Origin of the sequence: Pantoea sp. S61 (assembly GCF_016625145.1) — a bacterium.
Taxonomy (GTDB): domain Bacteria; phylum Pseudomonadota; class Gammaproteobacteria; order Enterobacterales; family Enterobacteriaceae; genus Pantoea; species Pantoea rwandensis_B.
In genome coordinates this window covers 134,076-151,738 of record NZ_JACVUO010000012.1, presented here as the reverse complement: position 1 = coordinate 151,738, position 17,663 = coordinate 134,076, and the positions used below count along the sequence as shown (strand labels likewise).

24 protein-coding genes are annotated in these 17,663 nt (G+C 53.5%); 10 read left to right on the top strand and 14 right to left on the bottom strand.

What is annotated here, in order from left to right; translation table 11 throughout:
* Window positions 1-3: 3 nt before the first annotated feature.
* The 7 genes from fliL to fliF form a co-directional block, all read right to left on the bottom strand.
* Window positions 4-489: a flagellar basal body-associated protein FliL gene (fliL, locus tag IAE30_RS20535; RefSeq protein WP_034824439.1), complete on the bottom strand. Its 486-nt coding sequence runs from the start codon at window positions 487-489 to the stop codon at window positions 4-6.
* 130 nt (window positions 490-619) lie between these two features.
* Window positions 620-1,897, bottom strand: a complete 1,278-nt coding sequence (locus IAE30_RS20530; protein WP_200680856.1) for a flagellar hook-length control protein FliK — start codon at window positions 1,895-1,897, stop codon at window positions 620-622.
* Window positions 1,894-2,337, bottom strand: coding sequence for a flagellar export protein FliJ (gene fliJ / locus IAE30_RS20525; RefSeq protein ID WP_038646338.1), 444 nt, complete (start codon window positions 2,335-2,337; stop codon window positions 1,894-1,896). Before fliJ ends, IAE30_RS20530 begins: the two co-directional genes overlap by 4 nt.
* A gap of 23 nt (window positions 2,338-2,360) precedes the next feature.
* Window positions 2,361-3,725 carry a flagellar protein export ATPase FliI gene (gene fliI / locus IAE30_RS20520; RefSeq protein WP_038646341.1) on the bottom strand — a complete coding sequence of 455 codons (1,365 nt, stop codon included), beginning with the start codon at window positions 3,723-3,725 and terminating at the stop codon, window positions 2,361-2,363.
* Window positions 3,725-4,426 (bottom strand): flagellar assembly protein FliH, encoded by a 702-nt coding sequence (fliH, locus tag IAE30_RS20515; RefSeq protein WP_200680855.1) that lies wholly within the window; start codon window positions 4,424-4,426, stop codon window positions 3,725-3,727. The genes fliI and fliH overlap by 1 nt, the downstream gene beginning before the upstream one ends.
* Window positions 4,419-5,411, bottom strand: a complete 993-nt coding sequence (gene fliG / locus IAE30_RS20510; RefSeq protein WP_038646347.1) for a flagellar motor switch protein FliG — start codon at window positions 5,409-5,411, stop codon at window positions 4,419-4,421. The genes fliH and fliG overlap by 8 nt, the downstream gene beginning before the upstream one ends.
* Window positions 5,408-7,144, bottom strand: a complete 1,737-nt coding sequence (fliF, locus tag IAE30_RS20505) for a flagellar basal-body MS-ring/collar protein FliF (protein WP_200680854.1) — start codon at window positions 7,142-7,144, stop codon at window positions 5,408-5,410. Before fliF ends, fliG begins: the two co-directional genes overlap by 4 nt.
* 359 nt (window positions 7,145-7,503) lie before the next feature.
* On the opposite strand from fliF, the gene fliE reads away from it, so the two are divergent.
* From fliE to IAE30_RS20490, 3 genes are all read left to right on the top strand, one after another.
* Window positions 7,504-7,815: a flagellar hook-basal body complex protein FliE gene (gene fliE / locus IAE30_RS20500; protein WP_034824419.1), complete on the top strand. Its 312-nt coding sequence runs from the start codon at window positions 7,504-7,506 to the stop codon at window positions 7,813-7,815.
* A 109-nt stretch (window positions 7,816-7,924) separates the two neighbouring features.
* Entirely contained in the window at window positions 7,925-8,632 is a 708-nt protein-coding gene (locus IAE30_RS20495; protein ID WP_038646352.1) for a YnfC family lipoprotein, read from the top strand.
* A gap of 229 nt (window positions 8,633-8,861) precedes the next feature.
* Window positions 8,862-9,044 (top strand): hypothetical protein, encoded by a 183-nt coding sequence (locus IAE30_RS20490; protein ID WP_045815127.1) that lies wholly within the window; start codon window positions 8,862-8,864, stop codon window positions 9,042-9,044.
* Between the two features lie 46 nt (window positions 9,045-9,090).
* Here the strand turns inward: IAE30_RS20490 and IAE30_RS20485 are convergent, their stop codons facing one another.
* Window positions 9,091-10,305, bottom strand: coding sequence for a diguanylate phosphodiesterase (locus IAE30_RS20485; protein ID WP_200680853.1), 1,215 nt, complete (start codon window positions 10,303-10,305; stop codon window positions 9,091-9,093).
* Window positions 10,306-10,552: 247 nt separating this feature from the next.
* Here IAE30_RS20485 and IAE30_RS20480 point away from each other — a divergent pair, with 247 nt between their 5' ends.
* Window positions 10,553-10,801: a hypothetical protein gene (locus tag IAE30_RS20480; RefSeq protein ID WP_038646357.1), complete on the top strand. Its 249-nt coding sequence runs from the start codon at window positions 10,553-10,555 to the stop codon at window positions 10,799-10,801.
* A gap of 57 nt (window positions 10,802-10,858) precedes the next feature.
* On the opposite strand, the gene IAE30_RS20475 is transcribed toward IAE30_RS20480, so the two are convergent.
* Complete coding sequence (locus IAE30_RS20475) at window positions 10,859-11,506, bottom strand: helix-turn-helix domain-containing protein (protein WP_052059387.1); 648 nt, start codon at window positions 11,504-11,506, stop codon at window positions 10,859-10,861.
* A 144-nt stretch (window positions 11,507-11,650) separates the two neighbouring features.
* Between IAE30_RS20475 and IAE30_RS20470 the strand changes: the two genes are divergently transcribed.
* The 4 genes from IAE30_RS20470 (at window position 11,651) to IAE30_RS20455 (ending at window position 13,510) form a co-directional block, all read left to right on the top strand.
* A complete protein-coding gene (locus IAE30_RS20470) occupies window positions 11,651-12,040 on the top strand; it encodes a hypothetical protein (RefSeq protein ID WP_034824400.1) in 390 nt (129 codons plus the stop codon).
* A gap of 7 nt (window positions 12,041-12,047) precedes the next feature.
* The gene (locus tag IAE30_RS20465; protein WP_370585628.1) at window positions 12,048-12,350 is read left to right on the top strand and encodes a hypothetical protein; all 303 of its coding nucleotides are present in this window, start codon (window positions 12,048-12,050) and stop codon (window positions 12,348-12,350) included.
* 82 nt (window positions 12,351-12,432) lie between these two features.
* On the top strand, window positions 12,433-13,116 hold the full coding sequence (locus IAE30_RS20460) for a hypothetical protein (RefSeq protein WP_200680852.1): 684 nt from the start codon (window positions 12,433-12,435) through the stop codon (window positions 13,114-13,116).
* 127 nt (window positions 13,117-13,243) lie between these two features.
* On the top strand, window positions 13,244-13,510 hold the full coding sequence (locus IAE30_RS20455; RefSeq protein WP_038646362.1) for a hypothetical protein: 267 nt from the start codon (window positions 13,244-13,246) through the stop codon (window positions 13,508-13,510).
* A 19-nt stretch (window positions 13,511-13,529) separates the two neighbouring features.
* Here the strand turns inward: IAE30_RS20455 and IAE30_RS20450 are convergent, their stop codons facing one another.
* Window positions 13,530-13,769, bottom strand: coding sequence for a DinI-like family protein (locus tag IAE30_RS20450; protein WP_038646364.1), 240 nt, complete (start codon window positions 13,767-13,769; stop codon window positions 13,530-13,532).
* A 171-nt stretch (window positions 13,770-13,940) separates the two neighbouring features.
* Between IAE30_RS20450 and iraP the strand changes: the two genes are divergently transcribed.
* Complete coding sequence (gene iraP, locus IAE30_RS20445; RefSeq protein ID WP_058959875.1) at window positions 13,941-14,234, top strand: anti-adapter protein IraP; 294 nt, start codon at window positions 13,941-13,943, stop codon at window positions 14,232-14,234.
* Between the two features lie 196 nt (window positions 14,235-14,430).
* Here the strand turns inward: iraP and IAE30_RS20440 are convergent, their stop codons facing one another.
* Window positions 14,431-14,754: a DUF6388 family protein gene (locus tag IAE30_RS20440; protein WP_200680851.1), complete on the bottom strand. Its 324-nt coding sequence runs from the start codon at window positions 14,752-14,754 to the stop codon at window positions 14,431-14,433.
* A gap of 148 nt (window positions 14,755-14,902) precedes the next feature.
* Between IAE30_RS20440 and yedD the strand changes: the two genes are divergently transcribed.
* Entirely contained in the window at window positions 14,903-15,370 is a 468-nt protein-coding gene (gene yedD, locus IAE30_RS20435; RefSeq protein ID WP_038646369.1) for a lipoprotein YedD, read from the top strand.
* 69 nt (window positions 15,371-15,439) lie between these two features.
* Here yedD and fliT read toward each other — a convergent pair whose 3' ends face one another.
* The 3 genes from fliT to fliD are packed head-to-tail and all read right to left on the bottom strand — an operon-like array spanning window position 15,440 to window position 17,637.
* A complete protein-coding gene (gene fliT / locus IAE30_RS20430) occupies window positions 15,440-15,793 on the bottom strand; it encodes a flagella biosynthesis regulatory protein FliT (RefSeq protein ID WP_038646372.1) in 354 nt (117 codons plus the stop codon).
* Window positions 15,793-16,200 (bottom strand): flagellar export chaperone FliS, encoded by a 408-nt coding sequence (gene fliS, locus IAE30_RS20425; RefSeq protein ID WP_038646375.1) that lies wholly within the window; start codon window positions 16,198-16,200, stop codon window positions 15,793-15,795. Before fliS ends, fliT begins: the two co-directional genes overlap by 1 nt.
* Before the next feature lie 9 nt (window positions 16,201-16,209).
* Entirely contained in the window at window positions 16,210-17,637 is a 1,428-nt protein-coding gene (gene fliD / locus IAE30_RS20420) for a flagellar filament capping protein FliD (RefSeq protein WP_200537923.1), read from the bottom strand.
* Window positions 17,638-17,663 lie beyond the last annotated feature (26 nt).

Genomic DNA, 17,663 nt, shown 5'->3' with positions numbered 1-17,663 from the left:
AAATCACCTCAAAATGAAGGCGGTAAACAGCACGTCACTGACCACCTGTGGCGGTTGCGTTTTTACCAGCGGTGGCGCCAATGCCTGTTTGATCTGCTCAACCAGGGCCTGCTTACCTTGTTCGGTGGCAAGCTGAGCGGCACTTTGACGTGAGAGCAGCAGCAATAAACGGCTGCGCACCTCAGGCAGGTAATCATTCAACCGACGACGGGTATCCTCATCGGGCAGACGCAGGGTAAATCCTACGTACAACACACGGTCGGGATCGTTGTCAGGATTGACCAGGTTAACCGTAAACGTATCCATTGCAAAAAATACAGGGGCGGCCGGTGGCTCAACTTTCGCCGCTTCCGGTTTGTCATCCCCGTGTTTATTCATCATTCGCCAGACTGCATAGCCTGCCACGCTGCAAGCGGCCAGCGTTACAATCAGTAACACCGGTATTAGTAGTGAACGTTTGCGGCCTTTAGCTTTCGCGTTATCAGACATGTTTGCAGTTACTTCCTGTGAATTATGGGCAAGCCTCTCGGCTCGCCTGGACAGATTATCCCGCGTCTTAAGTCAAACAATGGGAAGAAAAGACGCGGGTTTTACGCTTACCTTCAGCGTTTAGCCGCTGTCAGGCAAAGATATCGACAGCGCCGTTACCTGTCGCGCGCGCCTGGAGGGCTGCCGGGACGGCAATAGGCGTTATCTCGTTTTCACTGTCCTGGGAGAGGGTAAAGCTGCCGTACTGGCCATCACGGCGTCCTTCCTGCTGGCCCTGATAATTCTGGCTTTGTGCGAAGGCGTCGCTGCTGACATTACTCTGTCCCAGGTTAATACCGCTCTCCGCCAGCGCTGAACGCAGCTGAGGAAGAGCCGCTTCCAGCGCGGCCCTCACTTGGCTGTGGCTGGAAACCATGCTTAACTGCGCCTGATCCTTGTCGAGGGTCAGGTTGATCTGGATTGCACCCAAATCTTCGGGATGTAAGCGCAATTCGGCATTTTGCTGACCGTTGCGACTAAACATCACGATTTGCTGGCTTAACGCCTGCTGCCACTCATTGCTGCCGAGTTGGGCATTCAGCATCGGCGTCGACGGAGTGGTGCTGGTCGTCGCCGTACTGTTGGTCAGTGTGCTACTGCTGCTGACCGGGGCGCTGGTTAATGCTGTTACCGTGTCGCTCTGAGTATTACGATGTTCTTCCGGTTTGCTGAGCGTGCTCAGCACCTGCTTAAAGCTTTCATCCAGTGACAGCGCGCTGTTACTGTTGCTGGCCGTGGTGCTGGCGGCAGCGGCACTGCTACTGGCTGGCGTCGTACTGGTATCTCGGCTAACACCGCTCAGCACATCGCTGGATTTCTTATGAGGCGTACTGTCGGACTGTGCCTCTTGTTCATCTTTCACGGCGCTCTGCAGTGTTCGGCTTAACAATGATCCGTTTAGCGTAGTCCTTGCGTCGGCAGATGATTTATCCGTGCTGGCGCTGACGGCGCTCTGACTGTTTCGCGCCTCAACCGCAACCGGTAACATCGCGAACAGTGCCTGAACATTCTGTAAGTCGCTGGCACTTAACGAACTTGCTTCAGACTTATCTTTATCATCGGCTGATTTCAGCGTGGCTTTAGTGTTTTCCGGTTGTAAAAGTGCGTTTAACGCCTCTGGTTTGTCCAGTGCCTGCAATAACGCGCTTAATGACGCTTTTGTGACGCCTTTTTCATCGACTTCTGCTGTCAGATCAGTCGATTGCGTGTTAACACCTTGTTGCTGAGCCAGTGTCAGTAAGCGGTTACCCAGTTCAGTGATAAAACCCTGTGGCAGCGCATCTGTACCCAGTAAATTGTCCGATGCAACAGCACTGTCTGCATCGCTGACTTTAGAGGTTTGCGTAACCATAGTTGGCAGCGTAATCATTCGCCTCTCCTCATAGCGGCCCGTTGGGCAAATTCATCCATCCGTTTCTGATCGAGACGGTTTTCTTGTCGTAATGCGTTTTCGGCAGCCCGAGTGATCAGCGTTTGATAAGCATTCAATCGCTTATGCTTTTCTTGCCAGCTGCTCAGCGCCTGATCCAAACGTTGATTCCACTGATTCAACTGTTGCCGATGCTGTTCAATGGCTTTTTCCAGCGTCTGGATAAACTGGTGATAGTTGGTCCAGCGCAGGCTGGAAATACCGCCTGACATATCGGTGTTGAGCTTATTGCGGTACTCATCCTGATAGTCGAGCAGCATGGTGAGCTGCTCATCTGCCTGCTTTACGCCACGGCGCATGTCACCTAAATGAATCACGGCCTGTTCCAGATCCTGCTCCGCCATATCGCGCAGCTTATCGATTGCACTGGCAGTTTTCATGGCTTACCTCGCTTGGGTTCGCGCTAGCCGAACATGGCCTGCAGGTGCAGACTGGCGTCGTCATAGTCGCTGCGTTCGAAAATACCCTGTTGCAGGAAGGCTTCCATCTCAGGGTAAAGCTTGATGGCTTTATCGAGCATCGGATCGCTTCCAGCGGCATACGCGCCTACACTCACCAGATCGCGGTTGCGCTGGAAACTGGAGAGCAGTTGTTTGAACTGACGCACGCGCGCGTAGTGGTTGTCATCAATTAACGCGGTCATCGCACGGCTGATTGAGGCTTCAATATCAATCGCCGGATAGTGACCGGCTTCGGCCAGACGGCGCGACAAGACAATGTGACCATCAAGAATGGCGCGCGCCGAGTCGGCAATCGGGTCTTGCTGATCGTCACCTTCGGTAAGCACGGTATAGAACGCCGTAATCGAACCGCCGCCGTGGGTGCCGTTCCCGGCGCGTTCCACCAGGGCGGGGAGCTTCGCGAACACGGAAGGCGGATAACCTTTGGTGGCCGGTGGCTCACCAATCGCCAGGGCGATCTCACGCTGCGCCATGGCGTAGCGGGTGAGGGAGTCCATGATCAGCAGCACGTGCTGGCCGCGATCGCGGAAATCTTCCGCGATGCGTGTGGCATACGCGGCACCCTGCATACGCAGCAGCGGTGAAACGTCAGCTGGTGCGGCGATCACCACCGAGCGCGCACGACCCTCAGCGCCGAGGATGTTCTCAATGAATTCCTTAACTTCACGGCCACGTTCACCGATCAGGCCAACCACAATCACATCGGCTTTGGTGTAACGTGCCATCATGCCAAGCAGCACCGACTTACCGACGCCGGAACCCGCAAACAGGCCCATACGCTGACCGCGCCCAACGGTAAGCAGGGCGTTGATCGCCCGGACGCCGGTATCCAGCACATCGTGGATTGGCGTACGTTGCAGTGGGTTGAACGGTGCGGTGATCAACGGCGCGCGATAGCCGGTGTCCGGAGCAGGTAAACCATCCAGCGGTTTGCCTGCGCCATCCAGCACGCGGCCGAGCAGTTCTGGCCCAAGTAGCAGTTGTTTACCGCCTTGTGCGTTGTCACCGCTAAAACGGGCATAAACGCGCGCACCTGGCAAAATGCCGTCCACTTCTTCCAGTGGCATCATCAACAGTTTCTGACCGTTGAAACCCACCACTTCGCTTTCAACTTCAGTGATGTTGTTGCCGTCGTGACGTTCGATGATGCAGGTCGCACCGAGCGGCAGTTGCAGTCCGGTGGCTTCCAGTACTAAACCGGTGGCGCGGGTCAGACGACCATAGCGGCGCACGGTCTGCACCTGCGAAATACGATCCTCGAATGCATCGAGTGCGCCAAGCCAGCGGGAAAGACGCGACGAGGTCATTACAAGGTCCCCGGTGCGGCCAGACGGCACAGTTCCTGCCAGCGGGTTGCCACGCTGGCATCGAGATCACCATCTTCGGCGCTGAGTTTACAGCCGCCGGGATGCAGTGAGTTATCGGCGAGCAGTTTCCAGCCGTGCAGATCCAGCGTCGGGCCCAGTGTCTGCTCAATGCGCTGTAAATCATCAGGATGCACGCGCAGCTGCGGTTTGCCGCTGAACATCGGTTCTTGCTGAATCAGTTGCTGAATCTGGCGCAGCAGGGCGGTGCCATCCACTTGTGTGGCCTGGCCAATCACCGTGCGCGCTGCTTCCAGCGCCAGCTGCATCAGACGTGAGGCGATGACGCTATCCAGCGCTTCCAGCGTGTGATGGAACTCAGTCACTAACTGCTGCATACGCGCCTGCAAGGGTGCCTGCTGCTGTTGGGCATCGGCCAGTCCCTGCTGGAAACCGGCGTCGTAACCGTTCTGCTGCGACTCGGCAAAACCCTTTTGATAGCCTTCGCTGTAGCCTTGCGTCTGTGCATCTTTGCGCATCTGCTGCTGCATGCGCTCCAGCATCTGCTGTTGCTCAGCTTCGGCACTCATTTCGACATCCACAGCCGGCTCTTCCTGCGGCGGTTCTTCTGCCACTTTGAAGGTGCTGCCTAAATCATCAGGCTGCCAGCGCTGCCACGCACGGGCGGAAAAGGAATCAGACATAAGTTTCCTCGCCACCACCAATTACCATTTCGCCGGATTCTGCCAGGCGACGGACCACCAGCAGGATCGCTTTCTGTTCGTTCTCCACGGCCGACATACGCACCGGGCCACGGTTGGCCAGATCGTCGCGCAGGATATCGGCTGCACGCGCTGACATGTTCTTGAGGAACTTCTCGCGCAGCGGCTGTTCGGCACCTTTCAGTGCAACCAGCAACTGCTCGGACTCCACTTCCTGCAGCAGGCGCTGGATGCTGCGATCGTCCACTTCCACCAGGTTTTCGAACAGGAACATCTCGTCGATGATCTTCTGTGCCAGCTCGCCGTCGAAGTCGCGTACCGCTTCGATAACCGCCTCTTCCTGCTGCGTTTTCATCAGGTTGATGATTTCGGCTGCGGTTCTCACGCCGCCCATCTTCGCACGCTTGAGGTTGGTACCATCCAGCAGACCGTTCAGTACCTCGGTCAGTTCTGCCAGCGCCGCTGGCTGGACACCGCCGAAGGTGGCAATACGCAGCATCACGTCGTGACGCAGGCGTTCGTCGAACAGCGCCAGAATATCTGCGGCCTGGCCACGTTTGAGGTGCACCAGGATGGTGGCGATAATCTGCGGATGTTCGTCGCGGATAAGATCGGCCGCTGCCTGCGGTTCCATAAAGTTGAGCGTTTCCATGCCGCTGGTGGTCTCGTTTTTCTCGAGAATATCTTCCAGCAGGCTGGAGGCACGCTCCTCGCCCAGCGCTTTGATCAGCACCGAACGCAGGTAGTCGTTGGAGTTGAGGCTCAGCGCCGCAAACTGCTCGGCATCCGCTTCAAACTCGCGCAGCACTTCGGTCAGTTGCTTGTGCGACACCTGACGCATCCCCGCCATCGCGGCGCTCAGGTGCTGCACTTCACGCTGGTTGAGATGTTTGAACACCTCGGCCGCACGCTCTTCGCCAATGGTCATCATCAGAATGGCGCTTTTTTCAGTACCGGTCAGACTCATAGTTCTTTACTCATCCATTCGCGGATAACCAGCGCCACAACGCGCGGATCGTTTTCAGACATATCGCGGATGCGCTGGCTCATCACCTCGGCGCTCATGCGGTTATTCGATTTACGCTCTTGATCCAACTCATCTTTACTGAGCTGCACACTGTAGGCTTCTTCAGATTCCAGTGCTTCTGCACGTGCTGCCGCCGCCTCTGCTGCTGCCTGCTCCTGCGCTTTCTTACGCATCAGCTGCGGACGAACCAGTTTGCGATACAGGATGAAGGCAACCAGCGCCACCAGCAGCCAGCGACCACCGCTCATCAACATGTCGAAGAAGGCTTGCGATTGCCAGAACGGCAGGTCACCGCCAGACGGCTCAGTCATGTTGAACTGCGAGTTAACCACGTTGATGCTGTCGCCACGATTCTGCGAGTAGCCCATCGCTTCACGGGTCAGGTCTTCAATCTGTTTGATCTGCTGATCGTTCAGTGCAACGGCTTTGCCTTTGCCGTCATCACGGTAGTTCACCACCACGGCCACTGACAGACGCTGCACATCGCCGACGTTCACCTTGGTGTGGCGAATGGTGCGGTCCAGCTCGTAGTTCACGGTGTCGTTACGGCTTGAACTGCTCGGGCCGCTGCTTTGCTGCGTGCTGGTGGTGGTGCCGTTGTTGTTTGCCGCGTTGTTCTGGCCATTAGCATTCTGACCATTGGCATTCTGACCGTTGGCATTTTGCTGCTGCGGATTGGTAACCGGCGCAGTATTCGCAGGGGCAGGTTGATTCGACAACGCACCCGGCACGCCGCCTGGGTAAGGGCTACCGTTCTGCTGGTTAGTATTGGTCTGACGCGAGCGAATCGCCGTGCTGTTCGGATCGGCGTTCGGTTTGTACTTCTCGTCAGTTTGTTCGCTGCGGTCAAAGTTGATCTGCGCTGTCACCTGCGCATGCACATTGCCCTGGCCAACGATCGGATTCAGGATGGCTTCGATACGTTGCTGGTAACGCGCTTCCACTTCTGACGCGTACTTCAGCTGTGCATCATTCAGGTCACGACCTTCGCTGTCAGAACGGGTCAGCAGGCGACCGGCCTGATCCACCACGGTCACGTTGCCTGGCGGCAGACCGGCGACGCTGCTCGACACCATATGCTGAATGGCCTGAATCTGGCCTTCATCTAATGCACGACCCGGTTGCAGGTTCAATGTCACGGAGGCCGAAGGCGCTTTCTGCTCACGCACGAACAGCGTGGGCTTTGGCATCGCCAGATGCACGCGCGCGCTCTTGACCGGGCCGAGCGTTTCAATGGTGCGGGCCAGCTCACCTTCCAGCGCACGCTGGTAGTTGATCTGCTCGCTGAACTGGCTGATGCCGAACTTCTCTTTGTCCATCAGCTCAAAGCCAACAGAGCCACCTTTCGGCAGCCCCTGTTGCGCCAGGCGCAGACGCAGTTCATGTACCTTATCGGCAGGCACCATCAAGGCACCGCCGTTTTCGGCGAACTGGTAAGGAATGTTCATTTGCGTCAGTTGGGTGACAATCGCACCGCCATCCTCATCGGAGAGGTTGTTATAAAGGACGCGATAGTCAGGGGCTTTAGCCCACAGCACCAATGCAAAAACCACTGCGATAGCGGCAGCGGCAGCAACAATGATAGGAATTCGCGGATTGGCGCGCAGGCGGGCCAGAAGGTCATTCAGACCTTTCTTTGCGGTATCTTGTGTGGCGGCTGCACTCGCATTCATGACCGATTCCTGCCTGACATAATTGACCGGGTAAGTTGTGGTGACAAAACAGACTCCCTGACTTCCCCCATCATATTTCGCGTTGTAGCTGCGTTGGCTGCGTTCGTTCACCCCAGTCACTTACTCGAGTAAGCTCCTGGGGATTCGCGAACTTGCCGCCTTGCTACAGCGCGAACTATTTTGGGGGCCAAATGAAAAATGAAATTCCAATCTTATGGCTGGCATTATTGATGAATCGGGTCACTTCGATGGCTGGATAAGCTGGGTTTTTTACGTTTATTTAGCGCCTTTGTCCTATTGACAGTGTGTTAACTTTTGCAGCGTGAAAATTTAAACCCTTCTTTAATGAGGTACAGGCAATGTCGATTCAGGCAATTGATGGTGTGTTGCAGCAGCTGCAGTTAACGTCGTTACAGGCCAGCGGCAAGCAGGCCGAGTCAACCAATCAGGTAGATTTTGGTGCCACCATGAAAGCCGCACTGGATAAGATCAGCGACACGCAAACCGCGGCTCGCACCCAGGCGCAGGATTTTGAAATGGGCAAACCGGGCATCCAGTTAAACGATGTGATGGTCGATCTGCAGAAATCCTCCATTTCCATGCAAATGGGGATTCAGGTGCGTAACAAACTGGTCTCGGCGTACACCGATATCATGAATATGCAGGTGTAGTAGCGGCACAGATTGTTGCGGTGTCAGGCGGGAAAGCATTTATCTTTTTCAGTAACAGCGGCATGATGCTGGCCTGACACACAGCGTATATCGAGAAGAGGATTCTCACGTGAAGCCCACCCTGCTGCTGCTGATGGCAACGATCTTGCTATCCGGCTGTGATAATAAAAATGCGGACTTTGCACCGCAGATGAAAAATTACGCTTACCTCTATCAGTTCGAAGCCATTCCCGGCAAAGTCAAAAGCACTCATCAGCGCCTGTTTAGCGCCGATGACACGCCAATCTTTGATGTCGATATCGCGTTCGATGGGCAAGGCTGTATTTCCCATGTGAAATCGATCGATAAAGCCGGAGAGATCACCGAAGTGACGCGGGAAGGTGATAAACTGACTGGCACTGAGAACGGCCAGGATGTGGTCGTCACGCTGAATAAGCAGTGCGCGCTATTAAAAAAAGTCACGCCCACCATGACGGTGGATATTGGCTATAACGAACAGGGTTGGGTCGATCAAATCTCCTCTCCCGCCTCTGATGTTAAATTCCATCTGACCTACAATAACGTCGGTGATATGACGCTGTTAAGTATTAAGAAGGGCGATGAGGAAGTTTCACGCGCCAGTGCCAAACATGATACGGACGCGAAAAAGATATCCGACGTGGTCACGACGGTGCAAAGAAACGAGCAGAGCAAGACGGTCACCACCCAGTGCCAATATAAGAATGATGTCCCTTTCCGTTGCGACACCGTAACCACCGACGCCGCAGGGCAAGTGACGGATAGGCAGTACGGCACCATAGATGTCACCTATTATTGATGCCTGAGTAAGCCGCAAATGCGGCTTTTTTTACGCCGTTAATATCGGCGTCGATAAGCGAAGCGCTAAATAAAACAATAACTTACTGATCAAATACGCCTTCGGTATGATAGAGTGTGCCAGTCAGGAAAGCATTCTTCAGAGCAGGGAACTCGGTGTGCAACATGCGCATCACGCGAGGCGTTGAGGAGTGTTGAGTAAGGGCTGCAGCGACAAGAAGCGTGTAAGAATGAAAGAAGGTTATTACTGGGTTAGAGATAAAGATAATCCACCAGAAGTCTGGCGATATATAAAGCAGTTTGGCTGGTATCGTCCCTGCGTTGCCGTGCCCATCACGTTAAGCTCTTTTAAGTTAATGAATTACCAGGTCATCAGCGATCGATTATTACCACCGGGTTATTTCCCGCTTTAAATTAAAAAACCGCCGGCTGATGGGCGGTTTTTGTCATTTCTGGGGCTCAGGACTTAATTTCCGGCCAGGCGATGGCCGGGAAGCCGTTTAACTGCGGACGGGCGAACAAATATCCCTGGAACTGGCTAATGCCCGCGGCTTCCAGCCACATCCACTCTTCCGCTTTCTCCACGCCTTCGGCGATGACCGCAATTTCCAGCGAGTTACAGCACTTAATGATGGCATGCAAAATGGCCTGTTTAGGACCGCTTTTGTGCACATCGCTGATCAACTCACGATCAATCTTAATTTTGTCCGGCTGGAATTTGGATAATAGTGACAGGCCAGCAAAGCCCGCGCCGAAATCATCCAATGCCAGACTGATACCCGCCGATTTCAGTTTACGCACCTGTGCCGCAAACTCATCGGTGCGCGAGATGATCTCATTTTCAGTGACTTCAACAATCACCTGCTCGGGTACCAAACCATTGGCTTCAATCTGCGTCAGCAGAAACTCCACCGCATCAGGAACCGTGACCAAAGACATTGGCAGCAGGTTAATGGAGATACTGTGTTCGCCAATACCTAACTTTTTCGCCAGTTCGAACGCCAGCTTTTTAGACTGAATATCCGCTTGATAAACAGCCTCGCCACCAAAGGCAGAAAAGTACTCGTCAGGTGAACCGCCATTCGGGGTGCGGATTAACGCCTCATATGACGCCACGCGGCGTGCAAACGGATCGATAATCGGCTGAAAGGCAAAGTGGCACTCTTTCAGTGAGTCAATGACTTCATCCTGAAGGGTACGAGAGGGCTCATCCGCAATGAATTCCCAGGTGCTGGCTGCGGGGATTTCAAAGTAGTTTTCTTTATCACGAGCGATTACAAAGGTGCGCAGGAATTGCAATGCGCGATCATCGTAGGTCAGCTGATAGCGCGAGGTGCCTTTGTCTAACACGGCTTGTAGCACCATGGATTTATCATGCTCGCGTAAATCAAACAGCTCCATCCCAACTTTGCCGAAGCGGCGAGCGGGAGCAAAGTCATGCATTAACTCCACCAGATTGTGGTGGCGGGCGTCCTGGCAGATGCGATCATAAATACCCTGTACGGCTTCGCGTGGCCCTTCAAGTAGCTGGAAGAAGTGCAGTCCATCAAAAAGCAGAATGCCTGTGACATCGTGCGAGCTGTTTTTGTTATTCGCTTTTTTCACCATGTCTTCGAGTGTCTTGATAGGAACATGGTCATGGAGGTGGCTGCGATAAATGATGGTGGTAAGCATAGCGATTGTCCGGACAGCTTTTTATTGTGGGGCCTACAGTAGCAGGCTTGGGGCGGGGGCTGTCCACCAATATAGACTCGAACCGTAAACTATTTTCCAATTTATGAGCTAACCGAAACGGCTAGCGAAAGGGCGTCAAATCGAATTGTTAATTAATTGCACTGGGGGAGTATCTACGATAAATAATTTCGATTGAATGGATAAATAAAAAGCGTATCTTGGCCCTCGTTAACCAGAGGTGAGCATAATGTTACGCGACTATTTAAAGATTGATGATAGCGACCGTTTAGTTGAACAGAGCGTATTAAGACTCAACAACCGCGGTCAGGAAGATGTCACTGAATGGCATATTGTTAGCGTAGACGGCAAGCAAAAAGGCAGCGTGACGCTGTTCGACAAGCTCTGCAATCGCCGCTCATATTGCGTTAACTATCGCATTACGCAGAAGGATGTGCACGGGAGGGTTGTCGTCGATCATCTGACCGACGTTTTGTAATAATTGCCGTAGTTTTGCTTGTTTTGACCCGCTCATAGGCGGGTTTTTTGCATTCTGTTACCTGACGCGATAGCGGCGCATTTCCATCATAGTTCCGATTAATTCAATCTTTTTCTCAGACGATGTCTGCACAGGAAAATCCTCATTCAACGGTCGTAACGAGAAAATTTGTTCGTCGTGCTGTTCAGTCATCAGGCGATAAATACGTACCAGAACCTCGCTATTGATGTGCGCCAACACCACATCACCCGGTTGCGGCGCAACCGCTGGGTCGAAAATCAGCGTATCGCCGGGTCGGTAGTCAGGTTGCATCGCGGCATCATCCAGAGTGATCGCCAACGCCGATTCACTCAGTTTGCTATCGCTATAGAGAAAGCGGGTTGCCTGCTGCTGAATCAATAAGCGCTGCTCCTGCATCCATGCTGCCGCTTGTGTCAGAGTGATCAACGGCAGGGCGCTGACGTCACTGACTTTAGACGGGGTGGTAAACACCTCGCCCTCACCATCAATAATCCATGCGGCAGTACATTGCAGCAGTTCTGCCAGCCTTAACAGATTCTCGCCACGCGGAAGGGTCTCGTCCTTTTCCCATTGTGAAACAGCAACGTGTGACACGCCAATGCCGCTTGCCACCCCTTGCTGTGTCAGCTTCAGGTTTTTACGACGGCTGCGGATGCGCTCACCCACAGATTCTTTTTTCATCATCTTGACAACTCCTCTGTGTTTTACTTAAGTATACTTAAATTCATTAATTAAAGTAAACTTAAATTCTGATGTTGGCCGCATCACTGGCAAGGGCGGGCAACATGTTCCTCAGGTGGATCCCTTGCCAGTAAAGAGAGGTGAGGCATGGAAAGTAGTTTGGTGACCAGCGTCGGTGCGCTGCTTCTCGGTGGCGGTGCGGCAGCTGTGTTCTGGAAACCCTTAATGGCAGGCATCGCGGCCATCGTCACCAGCAATCGCGCCGGCGGCGAGATCATCACCAGCTATAAAGAGCAGGTGATGCTTCTCAAAGAGAGCCATGCGCTGATGCGCCAGGAGAATGATGACCTGCGTATTCGCCACGACAAAAACCTGCGGCGCATCTCTTCGCTGGAGACCGATCTACGGCTGATAAAGAACGCGTTGGGCATTCTGTTAGCCACCACGGAATCTGATCATAGCGATAAATTCCGCAGTCAGATCAATCAACTGATCACCACCTTAGAGGAGAGTCGCGATGGTGCAGATAAACAGTGAGTTTTCAGTGCGAGGCCACCGGCGCCAGCTACTGCTAGGCGGCCTGCTACTGATGCTGTCGCTGCTGTGTGTGGCGATGACAATTATGTTCGTGTTCGTGAATAACAGCGCCAATCGCCGGGTGGAAGACATTCGCCAGCAGTACCGTGCGATTTCGGACCGGAGGGAGGCGCGGGTGGCCGAACTGACCAGCCAGTTAGTGACGTTGCAGAAAAAACTCGACGGCTTGCCCGATCGCACCGCGAACAAAACGGCGGACAAAGTGAAGCAGGTTGTGGGGGAGGACGCGCCGCCCGAATCGACGCATTAAGGAGGCCATGATGAGTATTACCGAGCGGATTGCAGTTGGCTTCGGCCGATTGCGGTCTTTATTAAGCAAGAAGGAGAAAATTATGAGCGACCAAACTGTAATCGAAAATAGTGCAACAACTGCAACACCGGATGCCAGCACGCTGTCACCGTTAGAGAGTTTTGCTAATGAGGTGGCGGGGAAGGCGGAGAGCAGTGCATCAGCGGCAGATGGCTCAACCTCAGCCGTGAGTAACGCGCCAGGGCAGGACGCCATAGCACCAGTGTTAAGCAGCGTGCCTGCAACGGATGCTTCAACGACAAACGTGGATAGTGAACCAGCACAGGACGTCTCAACAGCAGCCGTGAGTAGCGTGCCAGCGTCGGATGCTTCTACGCCCGCGGTGAATAGTTTTCCAGCAGCTGACGCCACACTTCCCGCTGAAGACAGTGCAGCTGTCCCAGACACCTCAACGCCAGCAGTGAATGCTGGCAGCGAGGCACAACCTGCAGCGGCCGTAGCGGATGCAACGGATCTCACTCAGCAGTTGGCCACGCCGGATCCGCTAGCAAACGGTTCTGCCAGCGCCGGGCCTTCATCGGCTTCTACCGTCGGCAATCTGGCTGAGCAGCCTGTAGCAGGAGTCATTACGGATGCTGTCAGTCAGGACATCAACGCCAGCGTGAAGGACTTTACTCAGGCATTTAACTTTGTTGAAAATGGGGTTGAGAAGCTAGGTGCGGCGGCAAAGGATGAGCTGATTGCCCTCGCGCGCAAGTATCTTTAATTCTGTGGCGGCCTTCGGGTCGCCTTTTCATCTTCCGATTATTCTTAATGCGGTCTCGCTATTTTCTACTAACTTTAATCATTCAGACGTTATTTAAACGGGTTTAATTAGCGAAAAGGAAGATAGCATGAGTGATACAGAGGCAATCAAAACCAAAACTGACTACCTGCGTGATGTCACCTCCCAGTTAAAAGAGATGCGTCACTATGCGCAGACTAATACTGAGACGCTATCCAGCCACTGGTTGGCATTTGATGCAGGCGAGTACAAAGACAAAGAGTATGCGGGACGTTTTGACACGCTGCTCAACAAGCAGGGACAGCTGTTAGATGATATTGAGCTGGCGATTCAGGATTTAGAGATCGCCATCAATCACAGCGAGCAAGAAGGCTAAGTTCCCTCGCGCTGGTGGCTTAATCGGCCACCAGCCACATCTCGGCTTCATCGAACATCTCTTCGACAATACGTGCCACCGTCGCTTTATCATTCTTACTCAGATCGGTATCAATGGCGTTTCGCTCCATTGGCTTGACGCGTACCTCGATCTCGGGAAATACGCGTTGCACGCGCTTCTCCAATTCCTGCAATATCATCTCACGTGCGCCCGGTAAACCGGCGACGTTGCGCTTATCGTAAATCAGCTCCACAAACATCAGGGCAGTCCATTCTTTAATGAGGGTGCGTCATATTACTGTAAATAAAAACAGTGGCAAGGCTCGAAGCCCTGTGAGGCGTAATATTTTTCTTTCTGAGATGTGGTTGGCGGGATTTACACTGATACTCAACAGCGTTAAACAGGGAATTGGCTTATTTAGGGGGTAAACATGCGTCAACTGGTGATCGATATTTTGTTGAAAATGGCAAAAATGGATACGGAAGCAAAAGAGTTGGTGGCGCAGGTTGAGGCTCAGTCATTATTGATTGCGGCCTTATTGATTCAGGCGAAGCAGGATAACAACTTAACCATTAGCGACACTGTGCAGGATGCCATTTTGACCGCATCGCGTGCCGGGCAGCAATTTTTACAGTCCGATGTGGATCTGCTTCTGACGCACATTAATCGTCTGTTGGCGGTGGCAAGTTATGTGGAAGTGAAAGGGATTGAGCGCGAGGGGTAACCAAAAAATACTACCTCTGGAGGGGAAATCCAGCAACTCCTCCAGAGGCGGCGCAACAGCACCTTCGTTCAAGGACAATCTACGACCGAAGCCGTCAGATACAAGTTATACAACTTCTGCTGACTTGTACAACTTTTTCCTTGCCGATTTGTGTGGTTGGAGGTGTGCTTGAGATATATTTTTAGGGCCGCTGCGCTTAAAGTTCGTTCTTGATGCAAAACTCTTCCCACGTCATGCCGAGCGCTTCCGCATGTGATTTCAGGTAAGTTTCAATGGCTTCAGCAGCAACCGCTTTATCAGGCTCTGCCAGTTGGATGGAAAACAGCATGCCATCCAGCTTTTTCTGGCGTAAGAATGCCGCATAAATGCGCTCAGCGTGCCACTCGCGCAGTTGGCGCAGTGACAAGTTGGCCGCGCGTGCGTCGCTCTCGGTCAGTTCATCCAGCGCGGCTTGAAAATCAGCGTGCGCGGCAATAAACATCGTGCGTGCCTGGGCGTAATACTCTTCTGGGGTTTTCATGCGAATTTCCTGCTTATCGACTTGCGCGCTAGTGTAACGTGCGCGAGCCGTATTGTCAGGCTCAGCCGGGTTTTCACCGAGATTCCTTGCGTAACTTACGCGAAAAATTATAACGTAGCCGCCATTGAGGCGAGTGTAGGGACCAGGAATGAAAAAGTGGATGGTATTGGCCGCGCTGGGCTTGAGCGGATGTGCGCAAATCAGCAATTACGATGAAGCGGTAAAAACCCCGGCACCAGTGGAATTGCAAGGTAACTGGCAAACTGTCGGACCGCAGAGCAAGTTGATCAGTGGCCAGGCAATGGGCAGCCTGATCATTGGTGCAGAAGGCGACACACTGGACTGCCGCCAGTGGCAGCGCGTGATTGCTAAGCCGGGCAAGTTAACCCGCCTGAGCGATGAGTGGGTCAACGTGACGCGTCAGGTGCGCGTCATGCCGATAACGCTGGAGAACGGTGAACTGCGTTATGACGGCTTGCGCATGCGCAAGGTCGATCAACCCACCGTTGAGTGCCAGCAGGCGCTGGAGCAGGTGGCGAAGCGTCCAAAAGAGGCGGTGATTCAGGATATTCAGCCGCAGATTATGGAGCCAGTGTCGGTCCCTGCGCAGAAGTGATGCCGTAAGCAAAGCATAAAAAAACGGGTGAGCATCAGCTCACCCGTTTCTCATTCAGCCCGCCGCGCATTAATTCTGCGGCAGATACACATTTCCTTGCTTGCCGTAAGCACTCATCACCGACTTTTGCATCGTGGATTGACCAATCAACTGCGACAGTTCGTCCATGCGCGCCTGTAGTAGACGTCTGACTTCACTCTCATTGTCCAGGATATGGCGCAGTACCGGGCGCAGTTGTTCTTGCATAGAGTTGGACGGTGGCGAGGCCTCAGTCGAGCGGGCCAACGTTTGCACCGCACTGACGTAATCCACTTCCTTAATAATCAGGTCATCCCATTCGCCGTCTGCGGCCAGGCGCAGCATTCCATGGCTGAGATCGAGTAGCTGTTGGTAAACGTTTATCAGTTGCGGTGCGTTATTCATTAAACGGCGTCCTGAAGGTGTTGAGGTTGTGCGACTTCTTTCCAGGCATCCGCGATGTTACGCAGAAGGCCTTCTACTTCTTCGAGAGCTTCAACATCATTACGCAGATTCGCCTGAATCAAACGGCGAACCATATAGGCATAAAGACCTAACAGATTGTCGGTGAGGTCATCGCCTGACTGCTCATCCAGACCCTGCTTCAGTCCACTTTCGATGATGTTAATCGCTTTGGAAATCGAATTACCTTTTCCCTGAATATTGCCATCCTGCATAAACAGGCGAGCACGGATCAGTGCACTGATCGCGCCGTCAAACAGCAGCGTAATCAGTTGCTGTTGGTTGGCGCTCATTACGGAGCTTTCCACACCAATTTTTGCATAGGCCTGAGTGCCATTTGCGCTGTACATGTTCACTCCTTACGATTTCGAGCTAGAGCTGCTTGACGTATCGAACTGCTGCGTCAGGTAAGAACTGGTGCTGTTCAGCGAGCTCATGGTGACGTCGAGCTGGGTAAACTGCGCTTTGTAACGCGCGATCATATTGTTGATACGCGTGTTCATGTCGTTGTACTGCTCGGTCAGATTGTTCAGCGTTTTACTCACGCCGTCTTTCGCTGACTGAATGCTGCCAGTGGAAGAGAGCCAGCTGGTGAGGTTAGTGGCTAAGGTGGTGGTGATGCCGGTGGTTTTACCGTCACCCACAATCATCTGCTTGATGCCATCCGGATCCTTCGTCAGCTCGGTTTTGAGCTTGTCGGAATCCAGCGTTAACTCACCCGTCGTCGGGTCAGTCGTAATGCCAATCTGTGCCAGCGTTTTATAGGTTGAAGAGCTGGACGAGTTGGTCAGCATGCTCTTTATCTGGGTCTGGATCCCGCGCAGTGTGCTATCACCCACCAGAGCGCCGTTACTGGTGTCTTGCGCATCTGAACCAACGTCGACTGCTGTGTATTTGGTCAGGCTATTGAACTGATCCAGCAGTGTGTTGTATGCAGTGACAAAGTTTGAGATTGCAGTGGTCGCTTTAGAGGTATCTTGCGCGACGGTCAGCGTCTGGTTACCGGTGGTCGTGTCATTAAGGTTGAGCGTGATCCCTTCCAGCGCATCACTGATGGTGTTGCTGCTGTTGGTGATCTCAACGTTGTTCACCGTCAGTTTGGCATCCTGCGCCGCCACGCTCACGTCCATCGGGTTATCGGCATCGGTCTTGGTCGAATCAAAACCTACGATATTGTTCAGGGTGTCATCGCCCGTCACGCTAATCGATGAAACGGCATTGGCCTCACCCGTTTTGGAAGAGGTCAGCGACAAGCGGTAAGAGCCGTCAGCCACTTTGATAATACTTGCGCTGACGCCGGCGCTGGCACCGTTGATGGCGTCACGCATGCCAGTCAATGACGTCTGGTCGGTGGTCAGCGAGATATCTTTGCTGGAGCCATCAGCGAGCTTGATGGTCAGGGTGCGGCTGGTGGCAGAGCTGTCGCCCAATGCGGTGGTGTTGCTGGTTTGCACCGCAGAGGTCAGGGTCTGCGACTGTGCCAACTGCGTGACAGCCACATTATATTTACCGGCAACCACAGTGCCAGACGTTGTCGCGCTAAAGGCGCTGCTGCTACTGGTGGCGGTGGTGGCAGAGAACAGGTCTGCACTGTTCAGCGCGGTGTTGGCGGTCTGGAAAGTCGTCAACGCACTGGAGAGCGTACCGTAGGCACTCAGCTTTGCGGTATAAGCGCTCTGCTGATTGGAGATCGGTGTTAAGGAGGCTTTTTCCGCAGTGGATAAGCTATCCAGGATACTACTTAAGTCGAGGCCTGAACCGACACCGAGGGTAGTGATACTAGCCATGTTGTTTCCTTTTCATGTCGACACGG

What these genes read in the sequence shown, in the direction of transcription:
- fliL (WP_034824439.1), bottom strand. Translation starts at nt 489, where the DNA reads ATGTCTGATAACGCGAAAGCTAAAGGCCGCAAACGTTCACTACTAATA.
- IAE30_RS20490 (WP_045815127.1), top strand. Translation starts at nt 8,862, where the DNA reads ATGAAAGAAGGTTATTACTGGGTTAGAGATAAAGATAATCCACCAGAA.
- fliS (WP_038646375.1), bottom strand. Translation starts at nt 16,200, where the DNA reads ATGTACAGCGCAAATGGCACTCAGGCCTATGCAAAAATTGGTGTGGAA.
- fliH (WP_200680855.1), bottom strand. Translation starts at nt 4,426, where the DNA reads ATGTCTGATTCCTTTTCCGCCCGTGCGTGGCAGCGCTGGCAGCCTGAT.
- fliT (WP_038646372.1), bottom strand. Translation starts at nt 15,793, where the DNA reads ATGAATAACGCACCGCAACTGATAAACGTTTACCAACAGCTACTCGAT.
- fliF (WP_200680854.1), bottom strand. Translation starts at nt 7,144, where the DNA reads ATGAATGCGAGTGCAGCCGCCACACAAGATACCGCAAAGAAAGGTCTG.
- IAE30_RS20450 (WP_038646364.1), bottom strand. Translation starts at nt 13,769, where the DNA reads ATGTTTGTGGAGCTGATTTACGATAAGCGCAACGTCGCCGGTTTACCG.
- IAE30_RS20470 (WP_034824400.1), top strand. Translation starts at nt 11,651, where the DNA reads ATGGAAAGTAGTTTGGTGACCAGCGTCGGTGCGCTGCTTCTCGGTGGC.
- yedD (WP_038646369.1), top strand. Translation starts at nt 14,903, where the DNA reads ATGAAAAAGTGGATGGTATTGGCCGCGCTGGGCTTGAGCGGATGTGCG.
- IAE30_RS20440 (WP_200680851.1), bottom strand. Translation starts at nt 14,754, where the DNA reads ATGAAAACCCCAGAAGAGTATTACGCCCAGGCACGCACGATGTTTATT.
- IAE30_RS20530 (WP_200680856.1), bottom strand. Translation starts at nt 1,897, where the DNA reads ATGATTACGCTGCCAACTATGGTTACGCAAACCTCTAAAGTCAGCGAT.
- fliG (WP_038646347.1), bottom strand. Translation starts at nt 5,411, where the DNA reads ATGAGTCTGACCGGTACTGAAAAAAGCGCCATTCTGATGATGACCATT.
- IAE30_RS20460 (WP_200680852.1), top strand. Translation starts at nt 12,433, where the DNA reads ATGAGCGACCAAACTGTAATCGAAAATAGTGCAACAACTGCAACACCG.
- fliD (WP_200537923.1), bottom strand. Translation starts at nt 17,637, where the DNA reads ATGGCTAGTATCACTACCCTCGGTGTCGGTTCAGGCCTCGACTTAAGT.
- fliJ (WP_038646338.1), bottom strand. Translation starts at nt 2,337, where the DNA reads ATGAAAACTGCCAGTGCAATCGATAAGCTGCGCGATATGGCGGAGCAG.
- fliE (WP_034824419.1), top strand. Translation starts at nt 7,504, where the DNA reads ATGTCGATTCAGGCAATTGATGGTGTGTTGCAGCAGCTGCAGTTAACG.
- fliI (WP_038646341.1), bottom strand. Translation starts at nt 3,725, where the DNA reads ATGACCTCGTCGCGTCTTTCCCGCTGGCTTGGCGCACTCGATGCATTC.
- IAE30_RS20485 (WP_200680853.1), bottom strand. Translation starts at nt 10,305, where the DNA reads ATGCTTACCACCATCATTTATCGCAGCCACCTCCATGACCATGTTCCT.
- iraP (WP_058959875.1), top strand. Translation starts at nt 13,941, where the DNA reads ATGCGTCAACTGGTGATCGATATTTTGTTGAAAATGGCAAAAATGGAT.
- IAE30_RS20475 (WP_052059387.1), bottom strand. Translation starts at nt 11,506, where the DNA reads ATGATGAAAAAAGAATCTGTGGGTGAGCGCATCCGCAGCCGTCGTAAA.
- IAE30_RS20455 (WP_038646362.1), top strand. Translation starts at nt 13,244, where the DNA reads ATGAGTGATACAGAGGCAATCAAAACCAAAACTGACTACCTGCGTGAT.
- IAE30_RS20480 (WP_038646357.1), top strand. Translation starts at nt 10,553, where the DNA reads ATGTTACGCGACTATTTAAAGATTGATGATAGCGACCGTTTAGTTGAA.